The sequence below is a fragment of the Paenibacillus sp. ISL-20 genome, from assembly GCF_018613005.1.
Classification (GTDB): Bacteria; Bacillota; Bacilli; order Paenibacillales; family Paenibacillaceae; genus Paenibacillus_AQ.
Genome location: NZ_JAGGRD010000002.1, coordinates 1 through 20,533, shown reverse-complemented (window position 1 = coordinate 20,533; position 20,533 = coordinate 1). Strand labels below are relative to the sequence as shown.

Genomic DNA, 20,533 nt, shown 5'->3' with positions numbered 1-20,533 from the left:
GAAAAATGAAGAAGTTCACCCGCCGAACAACCGGCGGGTGATTCCTCGATTATATGGAGAGGAGAATGGAGGGAGCATGCGTCAACATCGTACGACAGCAGCCGTATTATCAGCCATCTGTATGGGTCTGGGTCAGCTTTACAACCGGCAATGGATCAAAGGCGTTCTTTTACTTATCGTAGGTATATTCAGTCTGTATTACTTCATCAACAACCTGGGTGATGCCATCTGGGGAATGACAACTTTGGGGGAACAGGGAAGCCATTTAGAGAAAGTCAACGGTTTAACCCAAATGGTAGCAGGTGACCATTCCATCAATCTCCTGATTGAAGGACTTATCACCATGATTATGTTTGTGATTTTTCTTATTGGGTATTATGCCAATATCAAAAACGCATATAACGCTGGAAAACTAAGGGAGCAGGGTGTAAAACCCAACAACTTCAGACAGACCCTTTATTATATTTTTGAATGGAAATTCGCGCAATCTTTCCTGACACTGCCGGCGATTGGTATTTTGTTTTTTACGGTCATGCCGATTATCTTCATGGTCATGCTGGCGTTTACGAACTATTCCGCTCCAAACAATCTGCCGCCGGCGAATCTGGTTGACTGGGTCGGTTTCAAAACCTTTACCAATCTCGTTGCATTGAAATCGTGGAGCCACACCTTTTTCGGCGTCCTGACTTGGACGATCATCTGGGCGGTGCTGGCAACAGTAACAACGTATTTTGGCGGTGTGCTCGTTGCACTGCTTATTCAACAAAAGGGAATTCGTTTCAAAGGCGTATGGCGTGTCATTCTGATCATTCCATATGCAATTCCACAGCTGATCTCACTGCTCGTGATGCGTAATATGTTTAACGGACAATTCGGACCGATCAACCAGTATTTAAGATATTTCGGTTTGGAAGGCCTGCCATGGCTGACCGATCCGGTCTGGGCCAAAGTGACCGTTATTATCGTTAATATGTGGGTAGGTATCCCGGTATCCATGCTTCTTGTCATGAGTGTCCTGACTACGATTCCGAAAGATCTCTATGAAGCGGCCGATGTAGATGGGGCAACGGGCTTCCAGAAATTCAAAATCATCACCCTACCGATGATTATGTTCTCGACGGCACCGGTTCTGATTACGCAGTTTGCCGGTAATATCAATAACTTTAACTTGATTTTCCTCCTGACGAACGGTAACCCGGTTGTGGGTGACTATCAATACGCGGGCGCGACGGACCTGCTGGTAACCTGGCTCTATAAACTGACGCTGGATCAGCAACGCTACAGCATGGCATCGGCAATCGGTATTATCATCTTCATGATTATTGCGACCTTCTCGATTTACAATTATCGCAGAACCAGATCCTTTAAAGAGGAGGATATGATCCAATAATGGGAATTAAAATGAGAAATGCGATTCGCCTGACGGCAAGTTACATTACGCTTGTCATCATCGCGATCGGTTGTATTTACCCGGCGCTCTGGATTGTTCTGGCCTCTTTCCGTCCCGGAAAGTCGTTGTACAGCAAATCCTTGATTCCAGAATCTTTTACGCTCAGTCATTATAAAGAATTGTTTACGTCCCAAAGCTTTCTGTTTGGCACGTGGTACATGAATACGTTGAAAATTGCGATATTCTCCATGATTATCGGGACCATTCTTGTCCTGCTTACAAGTTATGCGGTATCCCGGTTCCGGTTTAAAGGCCGGCAGAATGCGCTATCGGTCATTCTCGTGCTGGGGATGTTCCCGGGCTTCATGAGTATGATCGCCCTGTATATCCTGCTGAACTCACTGGATCTGCTGAATACGCATGCGGCGATGATTATCGTGTATGCGGCAGGGGCGCCGCTAGGCGGAACCCTGATCATGAAGGGCTTCCTGGATACGATACCGCGAAGCTTGGATGAAGCGGCCAAGATCGACGGAGCCACTAACTTCCAAATTTTCCGCAAAATCATTCTGCCGTTGTCGAAGCCAATGATCACGTATATGGGATTGACACTGTTCGTTGGTCCGTGGGTAGACTTTATCTTTGCCAGACTCGTGCTCCGGACAAAAGAAAACTGGACGCTCGCCGTCGGTCTATGGGATCTCGTCAACTCCACTCAGGACAGTAACTTTACGTTATTCGCGGCGGCATCGGTGCTGATCGCACTGCCGATCACCCTGCTGTTTGTCTTCCTGCAGCGTTTGCTGGTCGATGGCATGACGGCTGGTGCAAGCAAAGGGTAAGGAACGGATAGCTAATCGTATGGATTCATCATAAGACAGATAGATAGAGAGAACAGCGAAGAGACACAGCCGGTAACCGCTAGCTGTGTCTTTTTGCATTCAAACATGCGATGCAGGGGGGACATATACATATGAACATGATGAGACGTTTTCAATTCAAAGCGGTTGGGATGAAGTTGTTTGTTATCTTTTTTACCACGATCGTGCTGTTATCTTCGGCGTTGGGGTTATTATCGTATTTCATCTCCAAGGACACGGTGATGGATCAGGTGTCAGAAGCGACTTCGGGGCAGATGATGCAGGCGGCGGACAAGCTGGATTTTCTGCTGGCCCAATATGAAGCCGCTTCCCGTCAATGGGCGCTGGATACGGTGCTTCGCGAGGACCTCGTTACGGTGAGTACTGCGGGTATCGGCATTCGGGACAAAACGCAGGCCGAGAACCGAATCCGTGAGAAATTGAACGGGATGGCATCTTCGGATAAACGTCTGCAGGGCATGCGCCTGGTTGCGCCCAATCTTCAAGCTCAAAGCTCCTATAACTCAACGGGCTTATCGGGAATGTCATCTGCAGATGGCGTGAATTCGAAGATGGACCGGATTATTCAGGCCGATGGCGAACCGGTATGGTTCCCCACAGAGGTTCAAGGCTTTATGGAGAACGAGAAAACCGCCACCATGACGATGGGGAGATTGTTGAAAAACCTGAAAAATCCGGATGCGCAGTATATCCTGCTGATCGATATCAAGGATGAGGCGGTCGGAGAGGTGCTGGCTAATTTAAAAATAGGGAACAACGGCCGGATGCGAATTGTTGCCGAGGATAACCGGATCGTACACGACATGGACACGGCCCAACTGATGCAGCCGTCCACCATTACGGTTCCTCAAGATGCCGAAGAAGGAGGGATTTATTACACCGCCGATGAGCAGATGGTAGTGTATACCCCGCTGAAGACGGCTCCTTGGCATATGGTCGGCTTTGCTCCCGTTAGTGATTTTGTAAAAGCCACGGACAAACTGCTGGTTGTGACGCTCGTGGTCATTGTGGCCGCCGTTCTGGTCGCGATAACGCTGGGCTACTATATGATGCGTTCCATCGGCCGCCCGCTGAATCAGATGTGCCGTCTAATGGAAGAGGGAGAACAGGGAAATCTGAGGGTTCGGACCGAGTTCCAGCGTGCGGATGAAATTGGCCGTCTCGGCCACAGCTTCAACCGGATGATGGGGCAAATCGCGACTTTGGTCGATCAGACGAATGCCTCCGCGAAGGAAGTGCTGGCTACGGCGGAGGAATTGGCGGAAGCATCGAAGGGAACCTCGCTGACGGCTGGTGAAATTGCATCGGCCATGGAACAGATTGCACAGGGAAGCGCAAGCTTGGCGATGGAAGCCGAGCGGGAGAATCAACTGGCTGATAACATTGGCGTCCAGATGAGCAAGGTTTCGGATTCGAATCAAGTGATGGAGGCAGCGGCTGATCGGGTGCTTCGGGTGACGGGAGAGGGCGCACGGCATATGGACAATCTGGTGGAAAAATCAACACGGATTAATCAGGTAAACCGTGCCATCGTTCAGAATGCGGAGAAGCTGAAGGAGAACACAGCGTCCATTCACAAAATATTGGAGCTGATGTCGGAGATCACGCATCAAACCAACGTGCTGTCCATTAACGCGACGATTGAAGCGGCCCGTGCGGGGGCAGCAGGCAGCGGCTTCATGGTCGTAGCCAATGAAGTGCGGAGCTTGGCGGATCGTTCCAAGGAATCGATCCAGACCGTAGGCACGATGATCAAGGATATCCGCTCTGAAGTACAAGGCTCCGTGGATGCCTTGACGTCGGCCTCGCCGCTCTTTGACGAACAGCTGCACTCCGTACAGGAAGCCCAGGGCGTATTCGATCATGTTCGCCACGAGATGGATGCTCTTTTGGCCGAGATCCGCGAATCGACCCGTTCGGTCGAGGTGCTGATCGGTTCCCAGCTTACCCTGACCGACTCGATCTCGGAGGCGAGCTCGATCGTGCAAGAGACCAGCGCCGCCACGGAGGAGGTCGCTTCGATGTCATCCGAGCAGTTCAAGGTAAGCGAGAAACTGGTTGTCCTGTCTTCACGCTTGGAGGAATTGTCGGAGGGATTGCGTAAGTCTTTGGTGATGTTTAGGACGTAAATGGTTACTATTACTACACGAAGATGTGATGGCTTATGCAGCACTCCGCATGCGGATCATGCTTCCGATCCCTGTTACCCCCGGATTTCTATTGGAATGATATTTATGGTTGAAATCCGGGGATAAAGGGGACCACTATCGTTTCTCCAGCATGATTCCGCCTGCTCCGTTGAAGCTTGTGGGGAATGGATTCGTCCTCTTTCGCTACTGCGTGCTATGCACACAACCACTTACGCTAAGGTGTGGGGATGGAAAAGAGCCGATGAAGGGGAACATCTTCATCGGCTTTTTGTTGGTGGGAGTGCTGCTCGGGAGTGCTGGGATTGAGCGGAGACCGTTGAACTACCTCGTACGCTTGTTGAGTTACTACCTGCTGAGCACGCTCTCCCTTTGGGAATCGCTTCATGTAGCACGGGGAACGTTGGGGTACTTCGTGCGTAATGTGCTATTGCCTGCTGGAATTATGAACTGCATGAATAAAAACCAGCTCTGGGACAATTCCCGGAGCTGGTTTTGTTTAGGTGCCGCCCTTGGCAAAAGCTCATGGCCTGAACCATTGCTTCGCAGGCTGTGCCACTAGCCGGAGCGGCAAAGGAAGGGTACGTTTTTATGGGTTGTGGGCACTACTTTGCATAAATGGCGGCCGTGCCGCTCGCTTGAGGGTTAAGATGGTAGCATACGGCGTAATAACGGCGGCCTGCCAGCGCACATTCATTGTGGCCGCGTCGCCTGCCTGAGCAGTGAAGAAACAGGGCGTTTTTGTGCTTACGGCTGCCAGTTCACATTAATGGTGGCTGTGCCGCTCGTTGGAGCGGTGAAGGAATGGTTTGATCCGCCTTCCCACGTTACCGTTGAGCCTTGTTTTTTCAGGAATTTGAATTCAATGGTTTTACCGGCCGGTACGCTGACGTCATAGTACCAGGTTGGGTATTGGTAGATGACCTGGTTGTACAATGGCCCGACAGCTTTGGCAGGGTCCCAATTGCCGAGCTCGCTTACGCTGCCTGCCAGGTACACGTTTTGTCCAAGTGCGGTGGTGGCATTATTCACGACGAACCGGACACTGACTTGATCCCCGGTCAGCACTTCGAAGTTGTCGTGAACATTGCTTGAAGTGCCAGCGCTATTGGCGACTTTGATGTTATATACGCCTCCGGCAACCGCAGGGATTTTCACTTTGATCTGCGTGTCCTCCCATGCTGTAACGTTAGCACCCGTTACGGCCGTTGAGCCGAAGTATACCGTGCCTTTGGTTGCGCCGAAGCCGCGGCCGTCAATGGTGATGGTTGTGCCCGGTTTGGCCATCATCGGGCCTACGTGCCCGATCGTTGGCGAAGTCACGGCCGTGGTATATTGCCATACGGCCGTACCGCCGGCAGCCAGCGTAAAGTTGGAAGCTGCTCCGCCTGTGCCAACGGTCAAGCTGTTGCCGTTTAGAAGTCCGCCCAGCACGTCGGTATAGCTGCCGGCAGGCAATGAAGTCGCCAATCCCGTAATGGAAACCGGTGTGTTCACGTTGCGGTTGACAGCGATAAGCGCCACGTTGCTGCCGAATTTGCGTTCATAGATCAGCACATCATTGTTGATCCAGCGCTCCTGCGTTGTTCCATAGGCGATGGCCGGATTGGATTTGCGCAATGGCGCCAGCTTTTTAATTACTTGGTAAGCGGTAGTCGTCGTAGAGAACGAAGGAATCCGTGCCCTGTTGTTAGGATCGTTCCCGCCGGACATGTATTGTTCGGTTCCATAATAGATGGCTGGCACCCCGCGTGAGGTGAGCGTGAAGGCCAAGGCCTGTTCCAGCTTCCGGTGGTTGGCGCTGTTATCGTGGAAACGTTCCATGTCATGGTTATCAATGAATGTGACCTGATCCTCCACTTGGGCATAGTCGGTTGCCGAGCCCTCCAGCATGGACTTCAGACCATACATATTGTCGGTGTTATCCCTGAATACCTGGCGTACCTTCTGCGCGAAACGGAAGTCCAGCAGGCTCATGCCGGATTCGTTGGCGAACTTATGGTTTTCGGCACTCACTTCGTTCACGCCGAGGAACCATTCGCCGAAGGTGAAGACCGGCTTATAGTTGTTAACTGCAGCCATGAAACTCTTCTGCCAGCCAAACGGCATATGTTTCACCGCGTCCATTCGAATGCCGTCAATGCCCAGATCAAGCCACATTTTGATGGCATCTTTCAGGTAGGTATCCACGGTGCTGTTGTTGTGGTTCAGGTCAGCAAGGTCATACAGGTTTTTGTAAATCCCGTTCTCTGTCGTTGAGAAATCGGTGCCCCCGTTATGATGGAACAAATTCTGCGTATCGTTTGTGTATCCGCCGAGCAGGGTGCCGTTGTTGTACAGCTTCCCGTTCTCCGCGAACGACGGCTGGTCCGAGGAAGCGGGAGAGGTGTGGTTCGGTGCGAAGTCGATGATGACTTTAATGTTCTTGGCATGAGCGGCAGCGATGAGATTCTGGAAATCGGCGATCGTGCCATAAGCCGGGTTCGTTTTCTTAAAGTCTCTGGCCCAATAGCCGTGATAAGCGGTGTTGTTTACGCCGGAATAGTTGATGACGCTGTAGATGTTCTCGACAGGCTGGGAAATCCAGATGGCGGTAACGCCCATGCCGGTCAGGTAGCCGTCGTTGATTTTGTTTGTGATCCCTTGCCAGTCGCCGCCGCAGTATAATCTCAGATTGGTACAGGTACCGTCAAAGGCAGGTCCGGTCGGGTTGTTAGCCGCATTGCCGTCGGAGAAGCGGTCCGTAAAGATTTGATAAATGACATCCGTGCTGAAATTTTGCTTGTTGGATACCGAAGTATCCGGGGCTGCATGGGCTGGGCCAAGCAAGCTCAGGGCCAGGGACAAGCTAAGGGCAAGAGCAGTTGTCAGTTTGTAAAACTTTTTCATCGTAATTCCTCCTATGTAGTTGATATAGAGAAGGTTGGTTTTACTAGCTTATCGGCTGCTTGAGCATCACCTCCCATACAAAATCGGGCAACAAAAAACCCCGGAATCTCCTGTAGAGAAACCGGGGTTGTTCCATACCGGGTGTGCGGTTACGGAATGCATGGCCCTTAAATTATGCGAGTGTTTGATTTCAACAATATTGTAAATGAAAGCGCATTCAGGTGTCAATATGAAATATCCAAATAAAAGGAAAATGTATGTAGGATATTGTGAAATTAAATTTTATAATTATTAAATATTATTGAAACAAAATTTTACAGGCCATATAATAGGTTTAGGAAACGTTTACATGTTGAAGATGACGTTGATGCAATGGCATGTTCGTTATTCAGTTGATCCGGCTTAAGGCCTTGAAGCAAAGGAGGAAAGAACAATGGAGCGTCATGCGGAGGCTGGTGCAGAGCAGCTTGGATTGGGAATCAAGGGAGTGAAATCGGCTTGTGCCGCCATTGAACGCGAGATTGCCGCAGGTACGACACCGGGAGGCGTACTGGGTGTTATGCATGAAGGCAAGCAGTGGTTCTATAGTGCCGGTTATGCCAACCCCAAGCCGAAGCAGGGTCAACCTGTACCGGCCAGCAAGGATACGTTATACGATTGTGCGTCCTTAACGAAGGTGGTCGTTACGCTCCCGTTGATTCTGCGATTGATTGATGAGGGGATCTTGACCTTAAGCACAAAAGTGAGTGGCATTCTGCCTTCATTCGGAACGGCAGGAAAAGAAGAGCTTACGGTGGGACAGCTGCTGACACATACTTCAGGGCTCCAGGCGGATATGAACCTGCATTCCCATGGCTGGGACAGGGAGCAGATGTGGGACGCCGTTCTTTCAGCGCCGCTTGCGGCGAAGCAGAATACCGAAGTGATTTACAGCGACTTGGGATATCTGACGCTTGGACGCATCATTGAACGGTCGCTGGAGCTGCCTTTGGACCAAGCGTTTAAGCGATGGGTGTCGGATCCGCTGGGCATGCGTCATGCAACTCTGACTCCTTCGCCGGAAGAGGCCAGCAGCTATGCAGCAACGGAGTATGAGAATACCATCCAGGATCATTTATGCGGGATCGTGCACGATGAGAAGGCACGGGCCTTGGGTGGTGTATGCGGCCATGCCGGATTGTTTACCACCGCAGGGGACCTGCTACAATACGCCCGAATGTGGCTGGAACAAGGGGCGATCCCGGCAACGGCGAGTCCAGAGGCGGTGGGCGGCGAATCCCGCATCTTATCTCGGGCTGCGGCCGTTACGGCCACTCGTACCCATACGGGACGTATTGATGGCACTAACCGTGGTCTGGGGTGGGTACTGAAAGGGGATAAGATGGATGCTTCCGGTGATATGATGGGTTCGGGCTGCTACGGACATACCGGATTTACCGGAACTAGCCTGTGGATCGATCCTGAGTTGGATCTTGCGGTCGTTCTGCTGACAAACCGCGTGTACGGGGGGCGGAGCAGCAGCGTCGCTCAGCTGCGGGCCCAGGTTCATAACGCTTTGACAGGAGCGGTGGCATGGTAAGACGGGGATGCGGCATAGGGTCGACAGCCATCCAATCATGCCCCGGACCACACACCGTGTGCAGGGAACGGTTCGCATGATGTACAAAATAGGTGTTTTCGATTCGGAAGCGACAGCAATCTGAAGGTAATGTGATGCCGGATAGACTTAAGGAATGACCAATTGAGCTGGTACATTTATGGGAGCTTGTAAATAGATGTACCGCCCAGTACATGAAATATTTTGGTTAATTAAGATGAACCGGTCGCACGCCGTTCGCAGCAATCGCAACCAATCCAATGACTTACGACTATAAGGAGGGAATACGTAATGACGAGTGTAACCTACAGACCTTACCGGCCTGGGGACGAGGACGGTATCACTGCTCTGTGGAACGCCTGCCTGCCGGGAGATACCATCACCCGGCTCCGCTTTCGGAATTTGGTGCTGCTCGATCCGAACTTTGATCCGCAGGGACTGCGGATTGCAGAGCAGGATGGCCGCATGGTGGGCGTCCTGTATGCGGTGCGCCGGAGGCTGCCAATGATCGGAACCGAGCTGGAGCCGGATAACGGCTGGATCACCTTCTTCTATACCGATCCATCGGTTCGAAGACAGGGTGTAGCATCGCGGCTGCTGCAGGAAGGCGAAGACTATCTTCGCGGTCATGGGCGCAGCAAAGTCTTTTTCTCCTCGTATGCCCCGAATTATATCGTCCCGGGTATCGATGGCGAGCGTTATCCGGAGGCTTTGGGGTGGCTTGCGGCCAGCGGCTTTACCCGCAACTACACGGCGGTTGCGATGGATCGCTCCTTGGTCGATTTTCATATGCCGCCGGAAGTTGTGGAGCTAAAGTGGCAGCGCGAGCAAGAAGGCTTTACCTTCAAGCTGGCTCACGACAGCGATCTGGTGGAGCTGATCGAGTTTGCGACGGACGTGTTTAACCCGGATTGGGGCCGGGCGATTCGTGAGGGACTGCTGCAGCGATTAAGAACGGATCAGATCCTGATCGCGCGCGATCAAGGAAAGCTGATGGGATTTTGCCTGTATAACGGATATGAAGGCGTGGCTGAACGCTTTGGTCCGTTTGGCGTGGACCCGTCGATGCAAGGGAAGGGCCTGGGGAAAATTCTGTTATATGATTGCCTTGCCCTCATGCGGGCGCAGGGGCTGCATGGAGCCTGGTTCCTATGGACGGGCGAACAAAGCCCGGCAGGGCATTTGTACCGCAAAGCCGGATTTCAGGTGACGCGCCGGTTCGATATTATGAGCAAGCCGCTTCAATAGATTCGACTACTTTTCATACAAAGGGGAGATCCGATGTGACGGAAGCTAAGCAGCATCATATTTTGGCGATTGGCGGACATGCGGGCGATATGGATCTAACGGCAGGAGCCGTAATCGCTAAATACACGCAGGCTGGCCACAAAGCAACGTTTCTTCATTTAACGCCAGGGGAGAAGGGACACCCTCGACTGACGCCGGAGGAATACGCGAAGCAGAAGATTGATGAAGCTCACCAATTTGCCGATATCGTTGGCGCGGATGTCCGATTCCTTGCTTACAAGGATGCCGAGCTACCGCTGGACGAGGAAGTGAAATATCAGGTGGCGGACGTCATACGGGAAGTGAAGCCGGATATCATCATTACGCATTGGAAGGAGAGCATCCATAAGGATCACTCCAATACCCATTATATCGTGGAAGACGCCCGCTTCTATGCGGGGCTGAAGACGATTGAACGGGAGCTTCCGGCCCACTATGCCCAGCATTTATACTATGCTGACAATTGGGAGGACCCGTATGATTTTCATCCCGAGGTATTCATCGATATTCCGGACGAAGCCTATGAAACGTGGGTGAGAGCCATGAACGTTTACGCTTATGCGCGCGGGGAAACCTATGGCTTCCCGTTCATCGAATATTACAAAGCGCTCACGATCGTGCGGGGAGCTCCGGTGAACTTCAAGCGGGCTCAAGCCTTTGCCGTTCCGAGAGGCGCGTTAACTAAACGATTACAGTTTTTCTAAATATATGGTTTTACATCCAGGTAACTGGAATAATACCTAATGAAATCACAAAAAAATTGTGAGAAATGCCAAAACATCCACTGACATTATACCTATCTTTTGATATAATGAGTGATGTTACGGGGGAACACGTACGGAATCATATAGAGAATACAAACAGGAGAGGAAGTCTTCCATATGGAGGCTTCCTCTCTTTTCATTTCGTCCAATGGTTGTGGAAAATGGCGATATAGCGTTTCCGATTGCAGTTCTGATCGGGTTGCGGAAGGGTGGCTGGCTGTTGCATTTTTTAAAATCCATGGTATTATGTATTTAAAGAATCTTAAATTAAAGATATTAAGGCGAATTTTAGGGTAGCCTAAGATGTGATTGTAGCCTAGTTTATGATGTGATTTTCAGGGTAGCCTTTGGTCCTATTGGGCTATTCCGGGGCATTGTAACATTTATGGTTGTCAAACGGAATTGGAATCTAACTGTATAACCAATCGGAAGGAGACTATAAACACATGGAACATACGCATATTTACCGCCAGGGAACTTCCCCGGAGGCACCAACCTTACTATTGCTGCACGGTACTGGGGGGAACGAGGAGGATTTGCTGCCACTGGCCGAGATGGTCTCGCCAACGTCGAATGTGCTTGGCGTCCGCGGGAATGTGCTGGAGAATGGCATGCCGAGATTTTTCCGTCGTCTGGCCGAAGGCGTGTTTGATATAGAGGATCTCGTGAAGCGCACGAACGATCTGAATGAATTCCTGAACTGGGCAGCTGCCGAGTACGGTTTTGACCGCAGCCGCGTCGTGGCAGTCGGGTATTCGAACGGCGCCAATATTGCCGCCAGCCTGCTGTTCCACGAAGGAGATGCGCTGCAAGGGGCTATTCTTCACCATCCAATGGTTCCGCTGCGGGATAAGACCTTGCCGGACTTGACCGGCGTTCCGGTCTTCATCGCGGCCGGCCGGCGCGATCCGATGTGCACTCCGCAGGAGAGCGAGGATCTGAACGAACTATTGAGCGGAGCAGGCGCGGACGTGAAGCTGCATTGGGAGAACGGGGGTCATCAACTCAGCCGCGCAGAGGTTGGGATGGCTGCGGCTTGGTTTAAGGAGAAGTTCCAATAATACCGGGCATGCCAAGATTCATGATGCGTTCTCTGTATAATAAAGTAAAAATGAAAGCGAATATGATCAAAATACCGTCAAAACGTTGGCGGTATTTTTTTTATACTTAACCCATCGAATAAGAATCGAGGGGGTCTAACATGGCACAGACAATGGAGACGAAGCCTGGCGCCCAGCCGACGCGGGGGTACAAGTCCCGGGGATCCTTGCAGCGGGGAGAGAACATGTGGGGGATCGCATTCGTTAGCCCGATGCTGATCGGCGTTATCATTTTGGTGCTGTTTCCGATATTGGCAACGCTTGTGCTGGGGTTTGCCGATTCATGATTCCGGGCCAGGCCATCCTGATCCCGCGCGGTTTGTCAGAGCTAATATAGATCATACAGATAGACAGGCGAAAGCCGGGGGTCATTAACCCCCGGCTTTCATTAGTAAATATCATGGCCTTCCGCCCGCGCAAATCATCGCAAGGACTTATTTTGTCAAATAGGAACTGGTCAGAGGAACAAACAAGGAAGTGCCCGGACCCTCATCAACGATCTCTACAAAAATAAAATCGGCAGCGGATACATCGACGTCTACCCCGACCAGGCCATCTTCAGCAGCCTGGGATACTTTTTTGAGCGTTGTGTTGTTGTGGTCCATAATTACGATTTCTTGCGCACCGCCAACCACGGCCAGCTCAAGATGCAGTTTGGCATATTTTTTACCCGTCATGATCTGGAAGCTGTTGCCTTGTTTGGCCGAATCGGTATGTAAATAAACGTCTTTATAATCCTTGCCTTTATAGACCGTATCGCTGGAATCTTTGGTGTGCCAGGCCGATGTCCCCAATACGGAGGCTCCTAGCGAGCTTAATGATAACGGACTGGAGGTTTCGGATGGGGCTCCCTGATTGCCGCCAATCAGTACTGAAGAAGTTGTGCTGTCATAACGAATGTCGATGTTCATCAGGTCTCCTACAGCTCGCACAGGCAAGTACGTCGTGCCGTTGTAGGTGATCGGCAGCACGGTTTTGCCGTTTGCGTCTTTCGGCGTTACCACCGTACCGTTTAACTTCAGGGAAATCTTGCTGTTCAAATAGGCTTTGATTGGTTAAAATTTAGGTTAATTTTCATGCTTTATAGTAGTAAAGTGTCAGAAGGAAGTCAACCCTTTTTAAAGGGAAGGTCCGATCCTTCATAGCCATATCCGGGTTTCGGCGGAGCATCCGGGCTATGCTTGTTGCGTAAATGACTCTTTTGCGAAAGCTTGCCAGAAAAGGGCGGGATATTTTCATGAAAAGTGATACAATGATAGAAATACGTAAATAAGGGTAGCGGAAGGATCAACGTTTACCTGGCAGCGAAGTGGGAGTGTGATCGAGAGAATGGAAGAGACGTATACGGCAAAACGGGCAGTCAGCATGGAGGACATCGTGCGCGCACACCACGTGCTTCGTGAAGTGATCGTACGCACGCCGCTGCAGCGGGACGCTGTGCTATCGGCTAAGTATGACTGCGAAGTGTATCTGAAGCGTGAGGACCTGCAGGTAGTTCGCTCCTTCAAGATCCGCGGCGCTTACAATATGATTCGCAGCTTGTCGGATGAAGAACGCAGCAACGGCATTGTGTGCGCGAGCGCGGGTAACCATGCGCAAGGGGTGGCTTTCTCCTGTAATGCTCTGAATATTAAAGGCAAGATTTATATGCCGAGTACGACCCCGAATCAGAAGGTGAAGCAGGTGAAGCGTTTTGGCGGGGGCAGTGTCGAGGTGATACTGACAGGCGATACTTTCGACGATGCCTATGCTGAAGCGATCAAGGCCTGCGATGAGTATGGCATGACTTTTATTCACCCGTTCGATGAAGCGAAGATTATCGCGGGCAATGGCACCATCGGGATGGAAGTTATGGAGGAGCTGGACACACCGGATTATATGTTTGTTACTATTGGCGGTGGGGGTCTTGCCGCAGGCGTGGCAACGTATGTCAAAACCGTCAGCCCAACGACGCAAGTCATTGGCGTTGAACCGCTCGGGGCTGCATCCATGATCGAATCCAAAAAGCAGGGTGAGGTCGTCACCATGCACGAGATCGACAAATTCGTGGATGGCGCCGCCGTGAAGCGTGTCGGGCAGCTGACCTACGATATATGCTGTGAGCTGGTCGATGACATCGTGACCGTTCCGGAAGGAAAAGCCTGCACCACCATCCTTGAGTTATATAACGAAAATGCGATCGTTGTCGAGCCTGCCGGGTCGCTGGCCGTGGCTGCGCTGGATATGAACCGGGACCGGATTCGTGGAAAAACGGTGGTATGCATCATCAGCGGCGGCAATAACGATATCGACCGGATGCAGGAAATCAAGGAGCGTTCCTTAATATATGAAGGGCTGAAGCATTACTTCATGATTAACTTCCCGCAGCGTGCGGGAGCACTCCGCGAGTTTCTGGAAGAAGTGCTAGGTCCCAACGACGATATCGCACGCTTTGAATACACGAAGAAGCATAACAAGGAAGACGGGCCTGCCCTGGTGGGCATCGAGCTGTTAAGGCCCGAGGATTACGGTCCGCTGGTAGAGCGGATGCAGCGCAAGGGTCTGGATTATACGGAGCTGAACAAGAACATGAACCTCTTCAATCTGCTGATTTAAGAGGTACAGGCCACGATAAATAGGCACGAACCACAATCAAAGCCGGATTCTCCAACAAACGGGAATCCGGCTTTTTTATACATATTAATTAGGTTGGTGATCCTGCTGAACATAGGGAAATGGTTTGTGGTTCGTTTGTCTAGTCGAGCGGAACCGCCTTCGCACGATATTGCTCAACTTCCTGGGTCAGCTTGTCCTTGTTGCTCTCAAGCACTTCAGACCAGGACTTCAGCTTTTTCAGAAGAGCGCTTTTGGTGACGGTGTCGCTGTCCTTAAGGACATTATCGAAGGATTGCCGAACTTCCGGATCGAGCAGATTGTCCTCGTACTTGAATAGCGGCGTATTGTTATAGCCGTAGAATAAGCTTAGCTCGGTAAAACGAAGCTTCAGCTTCACATCAGCGGCCCGGTTTGATTTTGGATATGCCGTGATAAAAGCCTCTTGCGCAATTCCCCGTTCAATGACCTCGGACCAAGGGATGACCAAGGCCGCATCACTGACCGCAGGCTTCTCGGACTCCACGATCATGATGTCGATATAGGCTTGAAGATCCTTATTGATGTAAGGCTTGTATGGTTTCAGTGTCGTATAGTCAACAATCGGGAAGATGACACCTTCGGTCGTATACAGTCTGTAGCCGCTGTCTCGCAGGTTGATGAGCACCTTGCGCAGCGTGTCGTCCTTGGCTTTGTTAATGGTGGTGTTAATCGGCTCCCCGTATTTGTACAGGTTCATCAGCTTATCCTGAATGCCGATTTCATACACCTTGTCGGTTTTTGCCGGGAGTGCATCATACATCGCGTTCTCCAGTTTGAGCACCAGCATGGTAGCCTGATACGTGGTTACGCTGCGGATATGCTTGGTGATGTAAGACTTGGCATAAGCCACATCGGATTCCTTCAGCAGTTTACTGGCTTTGTTGTACACCGCATTGCCGAAGGCGGTAGCTATGCTTGAGACGGCGGTCAAACTAGCTTGGGATACGGATGCAGTTGCTGCGTTAGCGATGACGCCGGTCTGGATCGATAGAATAAGTGCAAGGATGGCAGCAATCGCGGATTTTTTGGATTTTGACATATATATTCCTCCCTTACCACACATTACCCCTATCCTATCATCTTCTATAGAACATTAGTTTACATTGATCGAAAAAATATTAAAGATTTTGTTAAACTCCGGCCGCGAATCCATGACGAGTTTGTATTATTTGCTCGAAAAAAGAAGTTTCGTCCCGGCGATTCCGACCAGGAATATGACGAGGCTGATCCATGGCGCTATCGTCAGGACCGGCAGCAGCCGCCCCAGCCATACGCCGGCAACCAGAATCAATACCGTGATGGCGACATAAATCCCCATATTGCGGACATTAATCTTGCGCTTGTCCTCTTCCGGCTTGAAGGTATCGCTCTTCATCCATCTTAACAATACGTGGATAAGCACATAGGAACCGCCTGCAATCAGAATCAGGGTGGAAATACGTACCTGCGTCATGCGCTCAACCGGTCCCCCGGCCCACATCGTAATGAAACCCACCAGCGCTTGAACGAAGAAAAACCAGGTTAAGGCAATCCAGGGGATCATGAAATGGTATTGGAGACTGCTCAGGCCTTTTATTTTTGGCAGCTGCTCCACAAGCTCCTTGCAGTAGGATTCGGGATCGCTTCCGAACACATCCTCGGCGCTCCTGCCCTTGGCCTGGGCATCCAGCAGGTGCTGGGCGATTTCAAGCAGCAGTTCCTCGCCTTTTTGCTCCTGCACGAAGCTGCTGCGGATATAGACCACCATGTCTTGGTAATAGCTGAGGTTGTCAGGCGTCATGGCATCTTGGAGTCGGTTGTTCTCTTTGATCATCTGTTTGGTATTCATCTTCATTGTCCTCCACGGGTTAGAATATGGTCCACACTATCTTTAAGCGTTCCCCAATGTTCCTTGAATTGTTGAAGAACGTGCAGGCCTTTAGCGGTTAGATTGTAATATTTGCGGGGCGGTCCCCCGGCACCGGGCGCAGGCCGCAGTGTCCCTTCAATAAGCTGGTCTTTCTGCATGCGAAGCAGCAGGGGATAAATGCTGCCTTCGCTTACAAACGTGAGTCCGCTGTCTTCCAGCAGCGTGCTAATCTCATAACCATATACCTCCCGATGTTCCATAAGCGAGAGTATGCAGCCTTCGAGAATGCCTTTTAGCATTTGACTTTGGGTGGTCATGAATGGGGTTATCCTCCTTCAAGTATATTGCTATGCAAGGTAGCGGGGCGCATTAAGGCTACGAATTGGAATGACAAATGCCATCTTGTTCAGTAAAAGCAGACCCTCTGTCGACTACCTTGTTATGCAATATATCATACCAGCGACATACTTGCAATGCAAGGTAGTTTGAAAAATCCATGTCGTATTCGTGAACGAGGTATAATTCCACCGTTCCTATTTCACAATAATAAGCATTCTGAATCTATAGACCACACCCTAATCATTTTAGGGATAAGAAGGAGGAATTCTCAGGTGAGTGCTAACTTTTTTGACGATGAATTACATGGGGGAGACGCTGTGCCGGCCAATGGGCAAGAGGTTGTCGCAGGCAGCAGTACAGAGGATGGGATATTTGGCCAGCCTGAAGGGGGATACACCTCCGGGGATAATGAAACAGATCTGTCCGCATCAAGCTTGTGGGAGAACGACCCCATTGGGAAGACCTGGATGAATGATTGGAGCGGACGAGAAGAGACTCATGCGATGTTTCGCCAGAGCTATGAGTAAGGCTGAAGGTGCGGTGTGAAAGCTGATGAAGATTGAAGTGACAAGATAAGACGCATGCTGGGGTTTGTAAAGCCGTGAGTGGGGGTTGAATGGTTCGGAGAACTGGGCGGAACTATAGTTTAGGAAAACGATGTCACGTCTGTCTATAGCATAAGTAGTGGTTGAATGGACCGTTTCATAACCGGTGGAGCTGTAGTAGAAGGCTGCGCCACGAATATAGCCGATTTCCACATGCATCGGACGATCATATCTTGCACTGTAGTTTGCCGTCTGCCATTTGCGTTGACAATCCATAATCACGATGCTAAGATAAGTTTATCTAATTCATATTAAACTTATCGGAATTGTTAATATTATGATTAAGGCGTGTTATCGCAAGGAGGAATCGGCATGGAGCGGCAAATTACAATCCGGCATAATCAAGAAGAACTTACGGCAACCATCCACTATCCGTTGAAGGAAGCGGCCCAAGGCGGCAGGTGCAATCGGGTACCATTGGTCATCATCTGCCACGGCTTTGTTGGAAGCCGGATCGGCGTGGACCGGCTGTTTGTCAAAACGGCGCGTGAGTTTGCCGAAGACGGGTATATGGTGATCCGGTTCGATTATATCGGATGCGGGGAGAGCTCGGGCAATTATGGAAGCGAGGGGCTCGACTCGATGATTGCCCAGACGCGTTCCGTTCTCGATTATGGACTCAGCTGTGCCGATGTCGATCCGACGCGCATCACACTCATCGGACATAGCTTGGGTGGCGCTGTCGCCCTGCAGACCGCCGTTCGTGACCGGCGGGTAAAGAATCTGATTCTGTGGTCTGCGGTAGGTTATCCGTTCAACGATATCGTCAAAATCACCGGTCGCGATGTATACGATACCTCTGTTAAGTCGGGATCCGCTGATTATTTGGGATACTCGTTTACCCCGGTCTTTTTCGATTCGTTGGCACAGGGTCAGCCTTTCCAGGAAGCGATCAAGTTTACAGGCAATGTGCTGGTGGTACATGGTACCTCGGATGAAGCCATTCCGGTGGATTACGCATTTTTATATCAAAAAGTGTTCTGGATGCGCCAGGAAGGCCGCTGCGATAAGGAGATTATCTTCCAGGCTGATCACACGTATTCCGCCGGGCCTCAGCGCGAGCTGCTCCTTCAGCGGACACGGGATTGGTTGAACGAGCAGGAGAACACTCAGCAGGAGTGGCAGCACTGGATGATTTAAGGGAGTTATTTGGCATATTGGGCGATTTAACGGTACAATAGAGTTGTCCCTTGATTTTGAAGCTGGAGGTGGCATCGATGACGTTACCTGCTTTATTTATTGCCCATGGTTCGCCGATGATGGCCTTGGAGGACAACGAGTACACCCGCTTCCTTGAGCAGTTGGGGCGGGAGCTGCCTGTACCTAGAGGCATAGCGGTATTTTCTGCCCATTGGGACGATCCGGATCAGCGGCTGACCGAAGATGCCGTGCATGGCACGATGCATGATTTTTACGGATTTCCGGATGAAATGTACCAGATCACGTATCCTGCCCCAGGCAGCGCGGAGCTGGCTGCTCAGATTCGTCAGCGTTTTGAGGCAAGCAATCTGCATGCCAAAGCCGTGACTGGCCGCGGACTGGACCATGGGGTATGGGTCATTCTGCGCAAAATGTACCCCGATGCGAATATTCCCGTGGTGGCCTTGTCCGTGGACTCCAAGCGCTCGCCAAACGAACAATATTCCATCGGCACGATGCTGTCCGATTTGCGTGAGGAAGGCATCCTGATTATCGGGAGCGGCGGTTTGGTGCACAATCTGCGGATGGTGCATGAGAGCGATGAGCCTGATGAATGGGCGACTGCATTCGATGAATGGATCGCGAAGCAGCTGATGGAATGGAATCTGAATAATCTGTTTGCGTTTGACAAAAAAGCGCCTCATGCCAGCGATGCTGTCCCTTCTTATGGACGGGAGCATTTTGTCCCTTTATTCTATGCAATGGGTGCTGCCGACACCGGCCGCAAGGCAAAACGATTGTTTCAATCTTACCAATATGGCAGTTTGAGTCTGAACTGCTGGTCATTCGAATAATGAGATGCCGGGCTTGGATCACAAGCTCGGCTTTTGTTGTGTTAGAGGGGGATTGTGTGTGGGATTTTCCGTTGGCAGCAAGTCGGGGCAGATGTCTGTTGGAATAAGCAGGAAATAGTGGGGGCCGTTATTGGGTAACCCGTGCACTTGGTCAGTCCGTCGGCGGCCCGGCAGTATCGGACATCAGATCCGCTATTTTTCGCTATTGGCTCGCTTTTACGGGTTTATCGGACACACGATCCGTTATGTTGCCGATAATCGGCAAAATGATGGCCTCATTCGGGGAATAACGGATCTCTGGTCCGTTCGTGTTAAGGAAATGGTGCTTTTGGTCAAAATAAGGTCCGCTGAGTCCGCTAAAATTGTAAGTCGTTAAGCAGTGTGCCGTAATGTACGTCGCTCGAACGTAAGCACAATGCTCTTTGGACATCAGATCCGCTATTTTTCGCTATTGGCTCGCTTTTACGGGTTTATCGGACACACGATCCGTTATGTTGCCGATAATCGGCAAAATGATGGCCTCATTCGGTGAATAACGGATCTCTGGTCCGTTAGTGTTAAAGAAATGGTGCTTTTGGTCAAAATAAGGTCCGTTGAGTCCGCTAAAATTGTAAGTCGTTAACAGTTTCGCATGTACTCTTAAGCAATGTTGTATAAACTCGTTAAGCAGTGTCGCATGTACTCGTTAAGCAGTGTTGTATAAACTCGCTAAGCAGAGTCGCAATGTACTCGTTAAGCATGTTGTATGTAACAACGCTCGAACGTTGCCATAACAAAAAACAACCCGGCTTGATTGCTCAAGCCAGGCGGTCTAATCAATAGGGTAGAATTTTTTAACTACTGTTACTTACCACGTCATGCCGTTTGTTTTTTGAATGGTGTGTGCGTGGTTCCGTCGCCTTTGGTTGTTTTGTGGGTCATTTTATTCCACAGGCCACGGAGGTAAGGGAGTACCCAACGGTCGAGACCGATTTTACCGGCGTTGGCAGCAGCGACGATGATCAGCACTTCAAGCAGTAACATTTGGGCGTTGGTACTCACGGTGCCCGAGAAGAGG

19 protein-coding genes and 1 pseudogene are annotated in these 20,533 nt (G+C 50.8%); 13 read left to right on the top strand and 7 right to left on the bottom strand.

Features of this window, described 5'->3' with window-relative positions:
* The first annotated feature begins 76 nt into the window (after window positions 1-76).
* The 4 genes from J7E85_RS02525 to J7E85_RS02510 all read left to right on the top strand — a co-directional run bounded on the left by J7E85_RS02525 (window position 77) and on the right by J7E85_RS02510 (window position 4,980).
* Window positions 77-1,390, top strand: a complete 1,314-nt coding sequence (locus tag J7E85_RS02525) for a sugar ABC transporter permease (RefSeq protein WP_215154662.1) — start codon at window positions 77-79, stop codon at window positions 1,388-1,390.
* The gene (locus J7E85_RS02520) at window positions 1,390-2,232 is read left to right on the top strand and encodes a sugar ABC transporter permease (protein ID WP_071221547.1); all 843 of its coding nucleotides are present in this window, start codon (window positions 1,390-1,392) and stop codon (window positions 2,230-2,232) included. The genes J7E85_RS02525 and J7E85_RS02520 overlap by 1 nt, the downstream gene beginning before the upstream one ends.
* 131 nt (window positions 2,233-2,363) lie before the next feature.
* A complete protein-coding gene (locus J7E85_RS02515) occupies window positions 2,364-4,400 on the top strand; it encodes a methyl-accepting chemotaxis protein (protein ID WP_215154660.1) in 2,037 nt (678 codons plus the stop codon).
* Window positions 4,401-4,662: 262 nt separating this feature from the next.
* Window positions 4,663-4,980: a hypothetical protein gene (locus J7E85_RS02510; protein WP_215154658.1), complete on the top strand. Its 318-nt coding sequence runs from the start codon at window positions 4,663-4,665 to the stop codon at window positions 4,978-4,980.
* A gap of 185 nt (window positions 4,981-5,165) precedes the next feature.
* Here the strand turns inward: J7E85_RS02510 and J7E85_RS02505 are convergent, their stop codons facing one another.
* A complete protein-coding gene (locus J7E85_RS02505) occupies window positions 5,166-7,307 on the bottom strand; it encodes an alpha-amylase family glycosyl hydrolase (protein ID WP_215154656.1) in 2,142 nt (713 codons plus the stop codon).
* A 433-nt stretch (window positions 7,308-7,740) separates the two neighbouring features.
* Here J7E85_RS02505 and J7E85_RS02500 point away from each other — a divergent pair, with 433 nt between their 5' ends.
* From J7E85_RS02500 to J7E85_RS02480, 5 genes are all read left to right on the top strand, one after another.
* Window positions 7,741-8,886, top strand: a complete 1,146-nt coding sequence (locus J7E85_RS02500) for a serine hydrolase domain-containing protein (protein ID WP_215154649.1) — start codon at window positions 7,741-7,743, stop codon at window positions 8,884-8,886.
* Between the two features lie 309 nt (window positions 8,887-9,195).
* Window positions 9,196-10,152, top strand: coding sequence for a GNAT family N-acetyltransferase (locus tag J7E85_RS02495; RefSeq protein WP_215154647.1), 957 nt, complete (start codon window positions 9,196-9,198; stop codon window positions 10,150-10,152).
* A gap of 35 nt (window positions 10,153-10,187) precedes the next feature.
* Window positions 10,188-10,895, top strand: coding sequence for a PIG-L deacetylase family protein (locus J7E85_RS02490; protein ID WP_100540310.1), 708 nt, complete (start codon window positions 10,188-10,190; stop codon window positions 10,893-10,895).
* A gap of 506 nt (window positions 10,896-11,401) precedes the next feature.
* Window positions 11,402-12,016 (top strand): alpha/beta hydrolase, encoded by a 615-nt coding sequence (locus tag J7E85_RS02485; RefSeq protein WP_215154645.1) that lies wholly within the window; start codon window positions 11,402-11,404, stop codon window positions 12,014-12,016.
* 140 nt (window positions 12,017-12,156) lie between these two features.
* Window positions 12,157-12,342 (top strand): hypothetical protein, encoded by a 186-nt coding sequence (locus J7E85_RS02480; protein ID WP_251035407.1) that lies wholly within the window; start codon window positions 12,157-12,159, stop codon window positions 12,340-12,342.
* Window positions 12,343-12,489: 147 nt separating this feature from the next.
* Here the strand turns inward: J7E85_RS02480 and J7E85_RS02475 are convergent, their stop codons facing one another.
* Complete coding sequence (locus tag J7E85_RS02475; RefSeq protein WP_251035406.1) at window positions 12,490-13,095, bottom strand: copper amine oxidase N-terminal domain-containing protein; 606 nt, start codon at window positions 13,093-13,095, stop codon at window positions 12,490-12,492.
* Window positions 13,096-13,384: 289 nt separating this feature from the next.
* Between J7E85_RS02475 and ilvA the strand changes: the two genes are divergently transcribed.
* Window positions 13,385-14,650: a threonine ammonia-lyase IlvA gene (gene ilvA, locus J7E85_RS02470; RefSeq protein WP_215154771.1), complete on the top strand. Its 1,266-nt coding sequence runs from the start codon at window positions 13,385-13,387 to the stop codon at window positions 14,648-14,650.
* 139 nt (window positions 14,651-14,789) lie between these two features.
* On the opposite strand, the gene J7E85_RS02465 is transcribed toward ilvA, so the two are convergent.
* The 3 genes from J7E85_RS02465 to J7E85_RS02455 form a co-directional block, all read right to left on the bottom strand.
* Window positions 14,790-15,728 carry a hypothetical protein gene (locus J7E85_RS02465; RefSeq protein WP_215154643.1) on the bottom strand — a complete coding sequence of 313 codons (939 nt, stop codon included), beginning with the start codon at window positions 15,726-15,728 and terminating at the stop codon, window positions 14,790-14,792.
* A gap of 126 nt (window positions 15,729-15,854) precedes the next feature.
* Window positions 15,855-16,517: a DUF1129 family protein gene (locus tag J7E85_RS02460; protein ID WP_215154641.1), complete on the bottom strand. Its 663-nt coding sequence runs from the start codon at window positions 16,515-16,517 to the stop codon at window positions 15,855-15,857.
* A gap of 2 nt (window positions 16,518-16,519) precedes the next feature.
* Window positions 16,520-16,855 (bottom strand): PadR family transcriptional regulator, encoded by a 336-nt coding sequence (locus J7E85_RS02455; protein WP_215154639.1) that lies wholly within the window; start codon window positions 16,853-16,855, stop codon window positions 16,520-16,522.
* A 294-nt stretch (window positions 16,856-17,149) separates the two neighbouring features.
* Between J7E85_RS02455 and J7E85_RS02450 the strand changes: the two genes are divergently transcribed.
* The 3 genes from J7E85_RS02450 (at window position 17,150) to J7E85_RS02440 (ending at window position 19,476) form a co-directional block, all read left to right on the top strand.
* A complete protein-coding gene (locus tag J7E85_RS02450) occupies window positions 17,150-17,404 on the top strand; it encodes a hypothetical protein (RefSeq protein ID WP_215154637.1) in 255 nt (84 codons plus the stop codon).
* Between the two features lie 390 nt (window positions 17,405-17,794).
* Window positions 17,795-18,622 carry an alpha/beta hydrolase gene (locus tag J7E85_RS02445; RefSeq protein ID WP_215154635.1) on the top strand — a complete coding sequence of 276 codons (828 nt, stop codon included), beginning with the start codon at window positions 17,795-17,797 and terminating at the stop codon, window positions 18,620-18,622.
* 77 nt (window positions 18,623-18,699) lie between these two features.
* Window positions 18,700-19,476 (top strand): DODA-type extradiol aromatic ring-opening family dioxygenase, encoded by a 777-nt coding sequence (locus tag J7E85_RS02440; RefSeq protein WP_215154634.1) that lies wholly within the window; start codon window positions 18,700-18,702, stop codon window positions 19,474-19,476.
* Window positions 19,477-19,678: 202 nt separating this feature from the next.
* Here J7E85_RS02440 and J7E85_RS02435 read toward each other — a convergent pair whose 3' ends face one another.
* Together J7E85_RS02435 and J7E85_RS02430 are read right to left on the bottom strand one after the other, a co-directional pair.
* On the bottom strand, window positions 19,679-19,906 hold the full coding sequence (locus J7E85_RS02435) for a hypothetical protein (RefSeq protein WP_215154633.1): 228 nt from the start codon (window positions 19,904-19,906) through the stop codon (window positions 19,679-19,681).
* Window positions 19,907-20,331: 425 nt separating this feature from the next.
* A pseudogene (locus J7E85_RS02430) lies at window positions 20,332-20,533 on the bottom strand (Crp/Fnr family transcriptional regulator); the annotation flags it as partial.